Source organism: Nocardia sp. CDC160 (assembly GCF_035818795.1).
GTDB lineage: Bacteria > Actinomycetota > Actinomycetes > Mycobacteriales > Mycobacteriaceae > Nocardia.
This window is the reverse complement of the sequence record NZ_JAYKYT010000003.1, coordinates 776,132-792,424: the sequence shown is the minus strand read 5'-3', so window position 1 is coordinate 792,424 and position 16,293 is coordinate 776,132. Positions and strand designations below refer to the sequence as shown.

Sequence of the window (16,293 nt, the reverse complement as noted above, 5' to 3'; positions counted from 1 at the left end):
GGGGGAGTGATGCCGCGACCCTACAAGAGTTGAATGGCGCGCGTTTCGGATTCGCTCAGGTTACTTGTGGAAGGACATCGGCAGCGGGTAACCCTTGTCCCGCATGACTTCTCGGGCGCGGTTCGGGTAGTCGGTGATGATGCCGTCGTAGCCCTCGTCCAGGACCGCGGCGATGTCGGACTTCTCGTTCACCGTCCACGGGACCACCGTGAGGTCGAGATCGTGGGCCTTGCGGACGTATTCGGCCGGGCTGGCCACGGTCTTGTAGTCCGGTGACGAAATGTTCGCGCCCAGAGCCTTGATCGCGCCCAGCGGATCGCCCGCGTGGTCTTCGTAGCGAACGGGCCCCAGCCACCTGCTGTTCGGCTTGAACGTGCTGTCGTCATACAGCGCGACGGTTGGCATGGCCGGGTACTTCGCCTTCACCAGCGGCAGGCTGCGCCAGTCGAAGCTCTGGATCTCGACCTTGTCGCTCGCGTCGGCCGCGGCGACGGCGTCCAGGATGACCTGGACGAATTCCTCGGGGGTGGCGGACTGTTCGGGGTGCTCGGCCTCGAGCTTGGTCTCCACGTTGTAGCGCACGGTGTCGAACGCGCCCGGGTAGGTCTTCACCAGATCGAACAATTCGGGCAGCCGGGCGATCTTGTTGGCCGGGAGTTCCTGCGCCTCCGGAAAACCCGCCAGCTTCTTGCCGCAGTCGAGGGTGTGGACCTGATCGTAAGTCAGGTCGTGGATCACCTTGCCGACGTAGGGGTATTGCGGGTCGTCGGGGAAGGCCGGTGCGGTGTCGGCGCACTTCTCGGCCTGGACGGTCGGGTCGTGCCAGATGAGCGGCACCTTGTCCTTGGTCAGGACGATATCGAGTTCCAGTGTGGAGACACCCAGTTCGATGGCCTTGGCGAAGCCGGGCAGCGACTCCTCGATCGTCATGCCGCGGCCACCGCGGTGGGCCTGCAGATCGAAGTGGCGGTGGGGGTCTGCTGTGGCGGTCGGCGTGGCCGAGGAGCCCTTGTCGCTCGAGCTGCCGCAGGCCGCCGATCCGATCGCGGCAACCATCACTCCGAAGACCGCGAAAACGCGCTTGAACTGCACCGACGTGACGCCCGTGGAAGTCATGGCCGGACTATAGCGAGGATTGGGTAGTCTGCCCTGCATGGGTGCACTGGTGGCGATCGAAGGGCTGGACGGCGCGGGCAAGCGCACGCTGACCGATGCCGTGGTCGCCGAGCTGACCGCGCGCGGCCTGCGCGTCGCCACCCTGGCCTTCCCGCGCTACGGCGTGTCGGTGCACGCCGACCTCGCCGCCGAGGCGCTGCGCGGCGGCCATGGAGATACCGCCCGGTCTGTGAACGCCATGGCGCTGCTGTTCGCCCTCGACCGCGCCGACGCGCGCGACGAGTTGTCGAAACTGCTGGCGGACAACGACATCGTGCTACTCGACCGCTATGTCGCCTCCAATGCCGCCTACAACGCCGCGCGGATGGAACAGGACGCGCACGGTGAAATCGTGGCCTGGATCGAGGAATTGGAGTTCGAACGCTTCGGTCTGCCTGCCCCGGATGTCCAGATTCTCCTGGATGTCCCGGTTGATGTGGCGGCGGAGCGCGCTCGGCTGCGCGGCGAGGCCGACAGCGCCCGGGCACTCGACGCCTACGAAAAAGACGGGGGACTACAGCGCCGCACCGGTACTGTCTATCGTGAGCTGGCCGAAATCAACTGGCACGGACCGTGGTGGGTGCATCGGACCGGTGACGATCCGGCAACATTGGCCGCACGCCTCGCGGAAATTGTTGCTGGATAGGGTTGGATGTGCGCCGACAGGTCACGAGTGTTGGCGTGGCGGCCGAATCAGAGCCGGAGAGGTGACAAACTAGACGTTATGAAGCCGAAGATTCTGGTCGTCGACGACGATATGGCTCTCGCGGAGATGCTCACGATCGTCTTGCGCGGTGAGGGTTTCGACCCCCACGTCGTCGGTGACGGCACGCAGGCGCTCACCGCGGTCCGGGAGCTGCGCCCGGATCTCGTGTTGCTCGACCTCATGCTGCCCGGCATGAACGGCATCGATGTATGCCGGGTACTGCGAGCCGATTCGGGAGTACCCATCGTGATGCTGACGGCGAAGACCGACACGGTCGACGTCGTCCTGGGTTTGGAAAGCGGTGCCGACGACTACATCGTCAAACCGTTCAAGCCGAAGGAACTCGTGGCCCGGGTGCGGGCGCGGCTGCGTCGCACCGAGGAGGAGCCGCAGGAGCTGCTGTCCATCGCCGACATCGTCATCGATGTGCCCGCGCACAAGGTGACCCGCGGCGGTGCCCAGATCTCGCTGACTCCCCTGGAGTTCGATCTGCTGGTGGCGTTGGCCCGCAAGCCGCGCCAGGTGTTCACTCGCGAGGTACTGCTCGAACAGGTCTGGGGCTACCGGCACGCCGCCGACACCCGCCTGGTCAATGTGCACGTGCAGCGGTTGCGCGCCAAGGTGGAGAAGGATCCGGAGAACCCTGAGATCGTCTTGACCGTCCGAGGTGTGGGCTACAAGGCCGGACCGCCGTGATCGCTGGCTCCAGAAACCGCGTTCAGCGGTGGCTGGCGGTAGTGGTGGCCTGGTTCCGCAATCTGGGCGAGCAACTGGGCCATGTTTGGCGGCGTTCGCTGCAGTTGCGTGTTGTCGTGTCCACGCTCACCCTGTCGCTGATCGTCATCACGATTCTGGGCGTCGTGCTCACGAGTCAGATCACCGACCGGCTGTTGGACGCGAAGATCACCGCGGCCGTCGATGAAATGGGTCGCGCCCGCAATACCGTTCAGAATCAGCTCACCGGAGTGCACGATTCGGGCACCCAGCAGAGTCGTTTGGACGATGCCCGCCGCGCGCTGTTCAACAGCGCGGGCGGGAACCAAGCAGGTGGCAGCGCGGGCACGTACGAGGCCGCGTTGGCCATGACGGGGGACAGCGGGCAGGAGATCACCTCCGGCGCCATGCAGGAGATCCCCTCGGAACTGCGGCAATTCGTGAAGCAGCGGCAGGTCTCCTATCAGTTCGCGACGGTCTCCAGTCCGGACGGGTACAAGGGCTCGGCGCTGATCATCGGCAGCCCCTCGGCCGATATCGACTCGCTGGAGATCTATCTGATCTTCCCGCTCACCAATGAGGCGCGCAGTCTGTCGCTCATGCGCGGCACCATGCTCATCGGCGGCATCGTGCTGCTGGTCCTGCTGGCCGCCATCACGGCGCTGGTGACCCGACAGGTGGTGCTGCCCATTCGATCCGCGGCGCGCATCGCGAGTCGGTTCGCCGACGGGCGGCTCAAGGAGCGCATGCTGGTGCGCGGTGAGGACGACATGGCCCGGCTGGCCATGTCGTTCAACGAGATGGCCGAAAGCCTGTCCAACCAGATCACCCAACTCGAGGAGTTCGGAAATCTGCAGCGACGCTTCACCTCCGACGTCAGCCACGAGCTCCGCACGCCATTGACCACCGTGCGCATGGCGGCCGACCTCATCCACGGATCCAGCGACGACCTGGACCCGGCGCTGGCGCGTTCGGCCGAACTACTGGTCAACGAGCTCGACCGATTCGAGGGACTGCTCAACGATCTGCTCGAGATCAGCCGCCACGACGCGGGTGTGGCCGAACTGCAGGTGGAATCGCTGGACGTGCGCATGTGCGCGCGGGCCGCGGTGTCCACCGTGCGGCACCTGGCCAAGGAATCCGGCGTCGAACTCGTGGTGGATCTGCCCGAGGAACCCCTTGTCGCCGAGGTGGATCCGCGCCGCGTGGAGCGGGTGCTGCGCAACCTGCTCGCCAATGCCATCGACCACAGCGAGGGCAAGCCGGTGCTCATGCGCATGCGCGGCGACCTGGACGCCAATGCCGTCGCCATCGTGGTGCGCGACCAGGGTGTCGGCCTGCGCCCGGGCGAGGAGAAGTTGGTGTTCAACCGCTTTTGGCGCTCGGACCCCTCCCGCATGCGCCGCTCCGGCGGCACCGGCCTGGGCCTGTCCATCAGCGTCGAGGACGCCAACCTGCACGAGGGCAAGCTCGAGGCGTGGGGCGAGATCGGCGTGGGCGCGAGCTTCCGGCTCACCCTGCCGCTGGTGCGCGGGCGCAAGCTGGGCACCAGCCCGCTGTCGTTGGAGCCGCCCAAGGTGCGCGGGGCAGTCTCGCCCGAGCAGCTGGCCCTCGACATCGCGGGCTCGGACGCCACGCCCGAGGCCATCGAATCCGCGGCCGCCCTGCTGGAATCCGGTGTCGCCACCCCGGATCCGGCCGAGGGCGTCGAACCCGGTTCCGCGCCACTGGGATTCGTCAGCGCCACCGACGGACCCGGTGCCACCGGTGGGCCCGGCGCTCTCGCGGCGCCCACCGCCAACGGCGAGGTCGTCGCGCCGAATGCCAACGGCGAGGCGGTGTCCGAGCCGTCGGAGTCGTCCGGGCCCTCGAAGTCGTCCGGGCCCTCGGAGTCGTCCGAGCCCGAGGAGGCCGGATTCGACTCCATCGCACCGGAATTCCCCTCCGCCACCACGACCGGCGACGGCGCCGCGGACGGCAAGTCATGACCCGACCCGTCTCCGCGCTGCGCCGGGCGCTGGTCGCCGTGGGCTGCCTGCTCATGCTGAGCGGCTGCGCGAGCCTGCCCGACTCCTCGGCGCCCCAGGCGCTGGGCAGCCTCGACCACCAGCCCACCAGCACCGCGCCCACCCCGCCCATCGCCGGGCGCGAACCCGAGCAACTGCTGCTGGACTTCCTGCAGGCCACCGCCGACCCGTCGAACCGGCATCAGGCCGCGCGCCAATTCCTCTCGGCCGCGGCCAATACCGGATGGGACGACGCGGCCGGGACCACCATCGTGGACTCGCAGCCGAACACCCTGCGCGAGTCCCGCACCGGGGACGCCGCCACCTATGTGATCCGGGCGCGCAAGATCGGTGAGCTGGCCTCCGACGGCGCCTACCGCGCCACCGACGGCACCCTGGAAACCAAGATCGAGATGGAGAAGACCGACGGCGAATGGCGGATCAAGGATCTGCCCGCCGGGGTGATCGTCGAACAGGCCGCCTTCGCCAAGTCGTATCACCGGTATTCGCTGTTCTTCCCCAACGTGGCGGGCATGGCGCTGGTGCCGGACCTGCGGTGGATCTCGGTGCGCAAGGACCAGGTGGCGCAGCGGCTGCTGAGCCTGCTCAACGAGGGACCGCAGGCCGCGCTCGCGCCCGCGGTGCACAACCCCATGGGTCAGCCGGTGGCCTTGCGCGGGCCCATCACCAAGGCCAATGGCGATCCCGACAATGTCGGGGTCGGCGGCGGCGGTGTGGCCGTGGACTTCTCGGGCGCGGCCGCCCTCGACGCGCCCACCCGCGATCTGATGGCCGCGCAGGTGGTGCTGACGCTCTCCAACGCCGACGTGCTCGGGCCGTACCTGCTCAATGCCGACGGCAAACCGCTCAACGACAAGTTCGCGAGCGGCTGGCAGCGCGCCGACGTGGACGCCAAGAGCCCGGACGCCATCGCCCGCAATCGCGCCGGGATGCACGCCGTGCGCGACGGGTCGCTGGTGGCGCTCGCCGACTCCGGTGCCATCACCCCCGCGCCGGGCTTCTTCGGCACCACCCACACCCTGCAGTCGGTGGGGCTGTCGCCGGATGGGCAGCTGGTGGCCGCGGTCGCCAAGTCCGGCCGCCCCGATCCCGAACCCGAACGCACGCTGATCATCGGAACCTATGACGGCCAGGGCTTTCCGGTCGCCACCGGCGGCACCTTCACCCGGCCGTCCTGGCCCGCCGACGGCAGCTCGGCCTGGTCGGTGGTGGACGGGGACCGGGTGATCCGGGCCGTGCACGACCGCACCACCGGCAATGTGTCGGTGCAGGACGTGGACATCGCGGAATTGCTGGCGGCGGCCGCGAATTCGAGTTCGCCGCGCACGCCCATCACCGAGCTGCGCATCTCCCCGTCCGGGGCGCGAGCGGCGCTGATCGCCAACGGCAAGGTGTACGTGGCGGTGGTGGTGCCGCAGCCGAACGGCAAGTTCTCGCTGACCTCGCCGCTGCCGCTGGCCGTCGGGCTCAGCACCGCCGCGGTGTCCATCGACTGGCTCACCGACGAGAAGGTCATCGTGGGTCGCGACGGCAATGTGGATCCGGTCGCCGGGGTGCTGGTGGACGGGTCCGAATTCAAGCCCCAGACCTCCCAGAACCTCACCCCGCCGGTGCGCGTGGTGAGCGCCGCGCCGGATCAGGAGTACGTGGCCGATTCGCGGGCCGTGCTGGAGCTGACCCGCAATCCCGAAGGGCGCGAGGACTACTGGCGCGAAGTTCCGGGTTTGGGGGCCAACGCGGTACCGGTGCTGCCCGGCTAGGCGCACACTGGGGTGCATGGGGGACATACCGCGGGGCCCGGGGGAGCTGCTGGATCTGCTGCTGCCGCACTCGTGCGGCGGGTGCGGGCGGGCGGGGATCGCGTGGTGCGCCGACTGTGCCGCGGCGCTGTCCGGGCCGCCGCTGCGGATCCGGCCGCGCGCCGATCCCGGGGTGCCGTGCTGGGCGTTGGCCGCCTACCGGGGTGCGCCGCGCGCGGCGGTATTGGCCGTCAAGGAGCATTTCCGGCGAGACCTGACGAAGCCGTTGGGTGTCGCGATGGCCAGGGGACTGGATCATTTGCGGGACACCGCGCGGCCCCTCGTCCTGGTCCCCGCGCCCAGTCGGCGGGCAGCGGCACGCGCCCGCGGAGGCGATCCCGTGACGCGTTCCGCGATCGTCGCGGCGAGTTGGCTGCCGGGTTGCCGACTGGTACGTATGTTGCGCATGCGGCCAGGTGTGCGTGACTCGGTGGGCCTGGGGCACAGCGATCGCCAGCACAATCTGCGCGGGCGGATCATCGTAGCCACCACCCGGCCACCCGGTGTCCTTTTTCCGGCAAATGCCGAGGTAGTACTCATCGACGACGTCTTGACCACCGGCGTCACGATGCGCGAATCGGTGCGTGCGCTCGCTGAGGCGGATGTGACGGTTCGTGCCGTGCTGGTTACTTGCGCCGCTTGATTCTTGAAAATTTGCGTGAACACTGGCGGACAGGTCGCTGGCGCATTAGGTTGGCGATCAGACACCCGAACCGCAAGTTTGGAGGTGGCGCCTCGGACATATGTGCCGAGCGAATCATTCGATCGGCACACGTTTCAATCCCGCCGCACGAGCGGCTTGTGCGGCCAGATCCGGGAGGTACGCGTGACGACTACTTCACGACTCTCAGCGAAGAACGCAGACACCGCGGTGCTGCTGGATGACGATTTCATCCCAGACGAAGCCATCCCCCCGAGGGCAACCAACGCGGATGTCGTGGTCAAGGGACGGACCCTCGGTGAGGGTGGAGTTCCCGACCATTTCCGAATTCATGTGGCGGACAAGCTCTCTCGCTTGGAGCGCTTCGACCCCACCATTTACCTCTTCGACGTGGAACTCACCCACGAACGCAATCGTCGTCAACGCAAGAACTGCCAGCGGATAGAGATCACCGCCCGCGGCAAGGGTCCGGTCGTCCGGGCCGAAGCCTGCGCGGACAGCTTCTACGCGGCCCTCGAGCTCGCGGTCGAGAAGCTGGAGAGTCGATTGCGTCGCCTCAAGGACCGCCGTCGCGTGCATCATGGGGACAAGACGCCGATCTCGGTGTCGGAAGCGACCGCCGGTCTCATCGACGAATCCCTGTTCACCCCGAACGGATCCGCCGAACATGATCATTCGGCCGCGGAGACGGATAGCGAATCCGCCGGTCCCGGCCATGTGGTGCGCACCAAACAGCACCCCGCGATCCCCATGACGGTCGATGACGCCCTCTACCAGATGGAGCTCGTCGGCCACGATTTCTTCCTGTTCCAGGACAAGGAGACCGACCGACCGTCGGTCGTCTACCGCCGCCACGCCTTCGACTACGGCCTCATCCGGCTCGCGTAGGGAAGTACAACTCTCGAAGCTCTCAGGGGGCTTCGCCCCCCGAACCCCCAAAGAACTCGGGGGCCAAGCCCCCGGACCCCCAAGAAGCATTCGAGAGTCGGTCATTCAGCCATTTCGACCGGGGTCTCGGGACAAGACCCCGGTCGCCTGTTGTCCAGCACACTCTTGCTGTGACGCTGTGTATCAGTTAAAACTGGTGCCATGGCTATCAAGGGCGCTCGCCGTGCTGTCATCGTCGCCGGGGCGCGGACCCCGTTCGTGCGGGCATTCACCGATTTCACGCGGATGGACTCCATCGACCTCGCCGATACCGCCGTGCGCGGGCTGCTGGAGCGGACGGGGCTGCCGAAGGGGGATGTGCAGGCGATCGTGTGGGGCGGGGTGATCCTGCCCAGTGCCGCGCCGAACATCGCGCGCGAAATCGCGCTCGACCTCGAAATGGACCCGGGCTGTGAGGGTTACACGGTCACGCGGGCCTGCGCGTCCGGGCTGCAGGCGGTGGTGTCGGCGGCCGCGGCCATCGAGCGGGGCGAGTACGACATCATGATCGCGGGCGGCAGCGACTCGACCAGCAATGCCGAGGTCAAGCTGCCGCAGAAGCTGGTGCACGCCGCCGCGCCGCTGGCCCTGGGCAAGCCCAAGGCCAAGGACTACCTCGCCGCCGCAACGCAATTGGCCCCATTCTTCGACCTGATGCCGCGGCGGCCGCAGATCGCCGAGCGCACCACCGGCGAGGTCATGGGCGAATCGGCCGAGAAGATGGCCCGCATCCACGGCATTTCCCGTGGGGCACAGGACAATTTCGCCGCCACCTCGCACCACCGGGCGGCCGCGGCCATCGAATCGGGCCGCTTCGACCGCGAGGTGCTCAGCGTCTCCACCCCCGACGGCGTCGCCGTCACCCGCGACGGCCTCGTCCGCCGCGACACCAGCCTCGCCAAACTGTCCAAGCTGGCACCGGTTTTCGCCGCGAACGGCACCGTCACCGCGGGCAACTCCAGCCCGCTCACCGACGGGGCGTCGGCGGTGCTGCTGATGAGCGAGGAGAAGGCCCGGGCCCTGGGCTTGCAACCGCTGGCCGCGTTCCGGTCCTGGAGTTTCGTCAGCGTCGACCCGCGCGATCAGGTGCTCATCGGCCCCGCCATCTCCATGCCGCGGGCCCTCGACAAGGCCGGAATGTCGCTGGCCGACATCGATTTCGTGGATATTCACGAGGCCTTCGCCGCCCAGACCCTCTCGGTCGTGTCCGCGCTGGCCAGCCACGAATGGGCCAAGACCCGCCTCGATCGCGATACCGCCGTCGGGGAAATCGACCCGGCCAAGCTGAACGTGCACGGCGGGTCGGTCTCACTCGGTCACCCGTTCGGCGCGACCGGCGCGCGCATGGTCACCACCATGGCCAATGAGTTGGCCCTCACCGGCAAGTCCACGGCCCTGCTCGGCATCTGCGCCGCGGGCGGCATCGGAGCCTCGGCGGTCCTCGAGCGCGTCTGAGCCCTCAAGCGCCTCCGAACAGTGGGTACCGGTACGTCGGTTACCTGAATGTGACGTGGCGATCTCGATCGGCGTGATCACGTCTCCTCGCAGGTGAAGACCCGGTTCGCGGCGGCGAACCGGGGTCTTCCGGTCCGCTCCCGGGAATTGCGCGTTAGGGACACGGTGTCGATTGGGTATACCTGGGAGAACGAGAGAGCGGAGGCGGATCAGTGTTCACCAGGACGATGATCAGTGCCGCGACGATCGTGATCGCGGCGGGACTCGGCGGCGCGGGCGGCGTCGCGATGGCGGGTGGAGCCGGTGCGCTGCCACTCCCGTCGACCGGGTCCGACAGCGGGCAGGCGGCCGACCGCGATCTGGATCTGCGCCTGCGCAATGCCGAACAGCACGCCGGGGAGCGGATTCCCGTGTACGGGCTGGTGTATTCCAATGCGGCCGTGTGGACCCTGGCCTTCGTGAGCGGCGGGCCGTCCGAGTACTACACCATCGACGGGTCGCGGGTGGAACTCACCGGCCCGGCCAGCGGAACCATTACCCAGGGCGACGTTTTCACCGGCACCATCACCATTACCGGCAAGCACGATTCCGGGGATCCGGTGGTGGCGCTCGAGAACGTGTCGGTCATCGGCCACCGCGCCACCGACCCGCTGCGCTGACGCGCGGCGTCCTTTGGTGCTGACGCGCCGCGTCCCTTGGTCCCGCACACCGGCTTTCGGTACACAATTTCCCTGTGGCATTCCGGGAATGGAAGCAGGCGGTCTCGCACGGCGACAGCGATCGCGCCATCGCCGCCCGCATGGGCACCAACCAGATGCGCGTCTCCCGCCACCTCGGTGGGGATTCACCCGTCGCGGAAACCGTCATCGCCTTCAGCCGCACCTACGGCGCGAGCCCGATCGAAGGCTTGATCGCGGCGGGCCTGCTCACCCGCACCGACCTGCGACGCGCCTCGATCCAGGAGGCATTGCGCGAGGCGACCGGAGCGGAACTGTCCGCGGAAGTGACCCGGCGGCTGGCCGACTGAGTGCTCTCTCGGTCACATGTGACGGACAGAGCAGATTCGCGCGCTCGCATGACCGTGACCGGCCTGTCCTCCGCTTGTCGAGGCCGATTTCATGACCTGCGTCACGCCATTTACTGAGTCTGCTCATTTTTGCCTGTCGACCGACAGTTATTAGCTTTGGAAGCGAATCGCACAGAACTCGCTCCGAAAGCTGGTGTTTCCGATGTTCGTTCGAAAGATCGTTCTCTCCACCGTGGTCGCCGCTCCCGTCGCCACCGCCGTCCTGCTGGCCGGAGCCGGAACCGCCTCCGCCGCCACCGTTTCCACCGATCCGTCCCCCGCCCCGGTCTCCGACGTGCAGCGTGACCCCACCACCGGAATCCCGGTCGACACCCTGAACCGCATGGGCCAGGACGCCGCCATCGGCGCCGGTGTCGGCGCGGTCGCCGGTGGCGTCGCGGGCGGTGTCGCCGGTGGCGTGGTCGGCCTGCCCCTGGGCATCGCCGGTGGGGCGCTCGGCGCGACTGTCGGCACTGTGATCGGAGGGACCGTCGGGCCGGTGATTGTCGGTGGTGCCGGAGCAGGTGCCGGTGCCGCGGCGGGTGCCGGTGTCGGCGCGGCCCCGGGTGCGGTCGCTGGCGCGGCGCTCGGTGAGGCCGGTGGACTCAGCGTCGGGACGGTAGCGGGCGGCGCGCTCGGTTTCGCTGCCGGTGAGGCCATTCCAGTTGCCGTCGGTGCCGCCGGTGGCGCACTGGTCGGTGCCGGTGTCGGTGCCGCCATTGGCGCGGGCGTCGGTTACGCCACCGCGCCGCAGCACTGAGTCGCGGGATCGTCGAACCTCTCTGACGAAGAAGCCCCGATCCGCGACTGCGGATCGGGGCTTCTTTCGTGGGTCTAGTCGTCCGAACGGGGGGTGAATTGCTCCCAGTGGATGGCGGATTCGAGGGGGCGGCGGGTGCGCCAGCCGAAGCGTTCGAGGTCGGGGACCCGCTGGAATTCGTGGACCGGGCCGACGCAGAGCCAGGCGACCGGCTTGACGTCGGTGGGGAGGTCGAGCAGGTCGGTCAGGAACGGCTCGTCGTAGAAGCTGACCCAGCCGACGCCCACACCCTCGGCGGTGGCCGCCAGCCACAGGTTCTGAATGGCCAGGATGGTCGAGTAGATGCCGGTCTCCGGGACCGTGGCGCGGCCCAGGACGTGGGTGCCGCCGCGGGCCTGATTGTGGGTCACCACAATGCCGGTGCCGCTCTCGACAATGCCCTCGATCTTGATCGGATTGAAGGTCTCGGCGCGGTCGGCGGGCAGCGAATCATGGAACTGCTGACGCTTTTCGGCCACATGGTCGGCGAATTTGGTCAGCGTCGCCGGATCCCGCAGCACCACGAAGTCCCACGGCATGGAATTGCCGACGCTGGGCGCCCGGTGCGCGGCCTCGAGAATGCGCAGCAGCGTGGCGTCGTCCACCACCTCGCCGGAGAATTCGGCGCGGACATCACGGCGCAATTTGATGGCGTCGTAGACGCTGAGACATTCGGTGGGGCTTTCGGGACCTGCGGAACACACGGCGTCCATACAACCAAACGCCCCCGCTGAAATTTCAGCGGGGGCGTCGGTGCTTTTCGACGCGTAATTCAGCGCGCCATGGCCGGTTCGCGGCGCGACAGCTTGCGGCGGCCCTCGCGCAGCGCGGTGCGCAGGCCGCGGCGGCGTCCGGTCATCGGATCGATGGTGGCCTCACCGCCGAAGGCCTTCTCCGACTTGGTCTCCGGCGCGTCGTCGGTGCCGCGGCGCAGGTACTTGTTGGGCAGCGACAGCTTCATGATGGTGCGCCACGACTTGGCGTACTGCACCGGCAGCGAGCCGGTGGTGTAGGGCAGGTCGTACTTCTCGCACAGCGCCCGCACCCGAACCGCGATGTCGGCCAGGCGGTTCGACGGAATGTCCGGGTACAGGTGGTGCTCGATCTGGTGCGAGAGATTGCCGGTCATGAAGTGCATGAGCGGGCCGCCGGAAATATTGGCCGAACCCAGCATCTGCCGCAGGTACCACTCGGCCTGGGTCTCGTTGTCGCAGTCGAACTTGGTGAACTTCTCCGCGCCATCGGGGAAGTGACCGCAGAAGATGACCGCGTTGGTCCACACATTGCGGACGATATTGGCGGCCAGGTTCGCGGTCAGCGTGCCCAGGAAGGCCGGGCCGGTGAGCAGCGGGAAGATCAGGTAGTCCTTGGCGGCCTGCCTGCCGATCTTCTTGAGCACGGTCCTGCGGTCCGCCTCGAACTGCTTGCGCTCGGGGGAATCCGGGGCCCACTTCTTCTTCGCGACCTTGCCCAGCTCCAAATGCTGAATGGCGACACCGTATTCGAAGAACATCTGCAGCAGCAGGTTGTACAGCGGCTGGCCGAGGTAGAACGGCGACCAGCGCTGATCGCGGGTGACGCGCAGCAGGCCGTAGCCGATGTCGTCGTCCATGCCCAGCACATTGGTGTACTTGTGATGCAGGAAGTTATGGGTGATCTTCCAGTGTTCGGCCGGGCCCGCGTTGTCCCATTCCCATTTGGTGGAATGGATTTCCGGGTCGTTCATCCAATCCCACTGCCCGTGCATCACATTGTGGCCGATCTCCATGTTCTCGATGATCTTGGCGGTACCCAGCAGGGCCACTCCCGCCAGCCACGCGGGCGGGAACAGACTCGCGAAAAGCACTGCGCGGCCGCTGATCTCGAGGCCGCGCTGGAGACGGATCACATTGCGGATGTAACGGGCATCCTTCTCGCCCAGGGATGATTCGACCTCGCGGCGGATGGCGTCGAGCTCCGCCCCGATCGCTTCGACATCCTCCGGGGTGAGGTGCGCGTATTCCTTGACATCCGAGATCGCCATGGTGGTTACAGTACCGTAAGTTACGGCTCCGTAGGTTGGTGAGGATCGAAACTCTGGCGTGTCTAAGAACGCATTGTTTTCGAGACCGGGATCTGCTAGCGATTCCGACGCAGGATACGCGAGATACGGCCCTCGCGTTGCGCTTTCGCCTTCAGCAATTCCCTTTCCTGCCTGGCCTTTTCCTGCAGCGTGGCCTTGGCCTCGCGCAGCACTTCCTGCTCGTGGCGCGCCTTCGCCTTCAGCGCCACCTTGGCCTCCTGCATGGCCGAGCGCAGACCCCGGCGCTCACCCGTCTCCGGGTCCAGGCCCCACGTCGGCTGATGCTCGGCCAGCCACTCGCTCGCGCTGTGCTCGGCCAGCCACTCGCTGCCGTTCCACTGCGGCAGCGACGGCAGCGAGATGCCCGCGAACTTGCGCTCCGACGAGGTCTCCGGTGCGTTGTCGGAGGTGCGCTTGAGCCACTGGTCCGGCAGCGCCAGCTTGTGAATCGTGCGGAACGCCAACAGGTATTGCTTGCTCAGCGGGCCGGTGGTGTAGGGCAGGTCGTACTTGTCGCACAGTTCGCGCACCTTGACCGAGAGCTCCGGGTACCGGTTGCTCGGCAGGTCCGGGAACAGGTGGTGTTCGATCTGGTAGCTGAGATTGCCGCTCATGAAGCCCATGACCGGGCCCGCGTCGAAATTCGCGCTGCCCAGCATCTGCCGCAGATACCACTCGCCGTGCGTCTCGTTCTCGAACTGGTCGACGGTGAACTTCTCCGCGCCGTCCGGGAAATGCCCGCAGAAAATCACCGCGTACGCCCACAGATTGCGGATCAGGTTCGCGGTGGCGTTCGCCTTGAGCGTGGACTTCCAGGCCGGGCCGGTGAGCGCCGGATAGATCACGAAATCCTTCGCGATCTGCTTTCCGGCCTTGCGCCAGAACGCCTTGTTCGGCTCGTTGAAAATATTCCGCGGCGGGAAGAGCCCCACCGGCGGAATACCCATCTGCTCCTTGGTGGCCGCCAGATCGTGCAGGGCGATGCCCCATTCGAACAGCGCGGCCAGGAACAGATTCGCCACCGGCTGCGCCAGATTGATCGGCTTCCACTCCTCGTCGCGCGTCATGCGCAGGATGCCGAAACCGAGGTCGTCATCCATGTCGAGGATGTTGGTGTACATGTGGTGCGAGTAGTTGTGGGCGGCCTTCCACTGCGCGGAGGTGCCCGTCATGTCCCACTCCCACGTGGTGGAGTGGATCTCCGGGTCGTTCATCCAGTCCCACTGCCCGTGGCTGATGTTGTGCCCGAGCTCCATGTTCTCGATGATCTTGGCGACCGAGAGCAGCGCGGTGCCGGTGAGCCAGGCCCAGCGCTTCTTGGACGCGAACAGCGTGGCGCGGCCCGCCGCCTCCAGAATGCGTTGCGCCGCAATGCTGCGACGGATGTAGCGCGCATCCTTCTCGCCCAGCGACGACTCCACATCCCGGCGAATCGTGTCGAGCTCATGCCCGAGGGATTCGATGTCGGCGGCCGTCAAATGGGCGAACGCCTTGATGTCGGTGATGGCCACCGGCAGGTCCTTCCGTGGTTGAACTGCCGCGCGCCGCTGGGCGGCGGGGCGGTCCCGAGCGGGACCGCGTTCAGGTTCGATTGCTATCGAGGGTAGCCGCTGTCAGCCGCGCCCGTCTCGCACGGTGTGCGCGTCACGCGTCGATGCTGCAGTCGCCCGCGGCGACCGAGATGCAGGTCTGGATTTTGTCGCCCGCGCGGTGTTCCTTGCCATTGCGCAGATCCCGGGTGTGGCCGTCGGTGAGAGTCACCACACAGGTCTGGCAGATGCCCATGCGGCAGCCGAACGGCATTCGCACGCCCGCGCCCTCACCGGCCTGCAGCAGCGTGGTCGCGCCGTCCACCTCGGCGGTGCGCCCGGCCTTGGCGAAGGTGACGGTGCCGCCCTCGCCGGTGGCATTGCGTTCGATCTCGAAGCGCTCCACGTGCAGCTGGTCGGCGAGACCGGCGGCGGCCCAATACTTCTCGATCTCGTCGAGCATGCCGAGCGGGCCGCAGGCCCAGACCTCGCGCTCGCGCCAGTCCGGCACCACCTCGTCCAGATCGGTCAGGGCGAACTTGCCCTGCTCGCCGGTCAGGTGCAGGTGCGCGGTGAAAGACGGGTGGTGGTCGTGCAATTCGCGCAGTTCGTCACCGAACATGACATCGTCGGGGGTGCGCGCGGAGTGCACGTGGACCACGTCCGGGACCGCGTTGCGGCGATCCATGGTGCGCAGCATGGCCATGACGGGGGTGATGCCCGAGCCCGCGGTCAGGAACAGCACCTTGCTCGGGGCCGGATCCGGGAGCACGAAACCGCCCTGCGGCGCGGCCAGGCGCACGATGGTCCCGGCCGGGACGCCGGAGACGAGGTGGCTGGACAGGAAGCCCTCCGGCATGGCCTTCACCGCGATGGAGATGAGCCGCTTGCCCTTGTGGGTGCCGTCGCCGCTCCAATCCGGCGGGCAGGTCAGCGAATACGAGCGCCAGTGCCAGCGGCCGTCGACCAGGACGCCGATGCCGATGTACTGGCCCGGCTGGAATTTGAAGTCGAAACCCCAGCCCGGCTTGATGACGAGGGTGGCCGAATCGGCGGTCTCCTTGCGGACCTCGACAATGCGGCCGCGCAGTTCGCGGGCCGACCAGAGCGGGTTGATCAGGTGCGCGTAGTCGTCGGGCAGCAGGGGAGTGGTGATGCGCGCGGCCGCGCCGCGAAGGGTGTCGAGGGGAGTCCGCCCCGCGGTGCCGCCCTCGGCCACCGGAGCCTCCAGCCACTCGCGCAGCGCTCGCACGGAGAAACCACTCTTCGAAGCCATGATCTGGAAACCGTTCCTATCGTCGTACCGCACCGGTCTCAGCAAGGTTACGGCATCGTAGGTTACGGTGCCGGAACTACCTCTCAGGGCTCTCGTGCCCCCGTTCTTCGAAACGGG

At 67.3% G+C, this 16,293-nt stretch carries 15 protein-coding genes; 10 read left to right on the top strand and 5 right to left on the bottom strand.

Going from position 1 to position 16,293, the window contains the following annotated elements; translation table 11 throughout:
* Positions 1–60 precede the first annotated feature (60 nt).
* Positions 61–1,116: a glycerophosphodiester phosphodiesterase family protein gene (locus VMT40_RS18315; RefSeq protein ID WP_326359522.1), complete on the bottom strand. Its 1,056-nt coding sequence runs from the start codon at positions 1,114–1,116 to the stop codon at positions 61–63.
* A 37-nt stretch (positions 1,117–1,153) separates the two neighbouring features.
* Here VMT40_RS18315 and VMT40_RS18310 point away from each other — a divergent pair, with 37 nt between their 5' ends.
* The 10 genes from VMT40_RS18310 (at position 1,154) to VMT40_RS18265 (ending at position 11,270) form a co-directional block, all read left to right on the top strand.
* Entirely contained in the window at positions 1,154–1,801 is a 648-nt protein-coding gene (locus VMT40_RS18310) for a dTMP kinase (protein ID WP_326359521.1), read from the top strand.
* A 78-nt stretch (positions 1,802–1,879) separates the two neighbouring features.
* A complete protein-coding gene (gene mtrA / locus VMT40_RS18305; RefSeq protein WP_033090495.1) occupies positions 1,880–2,557 on the top strand; it encodes an MtrAB system response regulator MtrA in 678 nt (225 codons plus the stop codon).
* Entirely contained in the window at positions 2,554–4,563 is a 2,010-nt protein-coding gene (mtrB, locus tag VMT40_RS18300) for an MtrAB system histidine kinase MtrB (protein ID WP_442790003.1), read from the top strand. The genes mtrA and mtrB overlap by 4 nt, the downstream gene beginning before the upstream one ends.
* Complete coding sequence (gene lpqB / locus VMT40_RS18295; RefSeq protein WP_326359520.1) at positions 4,560–6,362, top strand: MtrAB system accessory lipoprotein LpqB; 1,803 nt, start codon at positions 4,560–4,562, stop codon at positions 6,360–6,362. The genes mtrB and lpqB overlap by 4 nt, the downstream gene beginning before the upstream one ends.
* A gap of 16 nt (positions 6,363–6,378) precedes the next feature.
* Positions 6,379–7,044 carry a ComF family protein gene (locus tag VMT40_RS18290; protein WP_326359519.1) on the top strand — a complete coding sequence of 222 codons (666 nt, stop codon included), beginning with the start codon at positions 6,379–6,381 and terminating at the stop codon, positions 7,042–7,044.
* Positions 7,045–7,293: 249 nt separating this feature from the next.
* Positions 7,294–7,950 (top strand): ribosome hibernation-promoting factor, HPF/YfiA family, encoded by a 657-nt coding sequence (hpf, locus tag VMT40_RS18285; protein WP_442790024.1) that lies wholly within the window; start codon positions 7,294–7,296, stop codon positions 7,948–7,950.
* 201 nt (positions 7,951–8,151) lie between these two features.
* Positions 8,152–9,444, top strand: a complete 1,293-nt coding sequence (locus tag VMT40_RS18280) for an acetyl-CoA C-acyltransferase (protein WP_326359517.1) — start codon at positions 8,152–8,154, stop codon at positions 9,442–9,444.
* A 212-nt stretch (positions 9,445–9,656) separates the two neighbouring features.
* Positions 9,657–10,103, top strand: a complete 447-nt coding sequence (locus VMT40_RS18275) for a hypothetical protein (protein WP_326359515.1) — start codon at positions 9,657–9,659, stop codon at positions 10,101–10,103.
* Between the two features lie 74 nt (positions 10,104–10,177).
* Entirely contained in the window at positions 10,178–10,471 is a 294-nt protein-coding gene (locus VMT40_RS18270) for a hypothetical protein (RefSeq protein ID WP_326359514.1), read from the top strand.
* Positions 10,472–10,673: 202 nt separating this feature from the next.
* Positions 10,674–11,270, top strand: a complete 597-nt coding sequence (locus VMT40_RS18265) for a hypothetical protein (protein WP_326359513.1) — start codon at positions 10,674–10,676, stop codon at positions 11,268–11,270.
* Between the two features lie 74 nt (positions 11,271–11,344).
* Here the strand turns inward: VMT40_RS18265 and bluB are convergent, their stop codons facing one another.
* The 4 genes from bluB to VMT40_RS18245 all read right to left on the bottom strand — a co-directional run bounded on the left by bluB (position 11,345) and on the right by VMT40_RS18245 (position 16,176).
* Complete coding sequence (bluB, locus tag VMT40_RS18260; RefSeq protein WP_442790002.1) at positions 11,345–12,013, bottom strand: 5,6-dimethylbenzimidazole synthase; 669 nt, start codon at positions 12,011–12,013, stop codon at positions 11,345–11,347.
* A 68-nt stretch (positions 12,014–12,081) separates the two neighbouring features.
* Entirely contained in the window at positions 12,082–13,332 is a 1,251-nt protein-coding gene (locus VMT40_RS18255) for a fatty acid desaturase family protein (protein ID WP_326359510.1), read from the bottom strand.
* A 95-nt stretch (positions 13,333–13,427) separates the two neighbouring features.
* Complete coding sequence (locus tag VMT40_RS18250; RefSeq protein ID WP_326359509.1) at positions 13,428–14,882, bottom strand: fatty acid desaturase family protein; 1,455 nt, start codon at positions 14,880–14,882, stop codon at positions 13,428–13,430.
* Positions 14,883–15,015: 133 nt separating this feature from the next.
* Entirely contained in the window at positions 15,016–16,176 is a 1,161-nt protein-coding gene (locus tag VMT40_RS18245; protein ID WP_326359507.1) for a ferredoxin reductase, read from the bottom strand.
* Between the last annotated feature and the right edge of the window lie 117 nt (positions 16,177–16,293).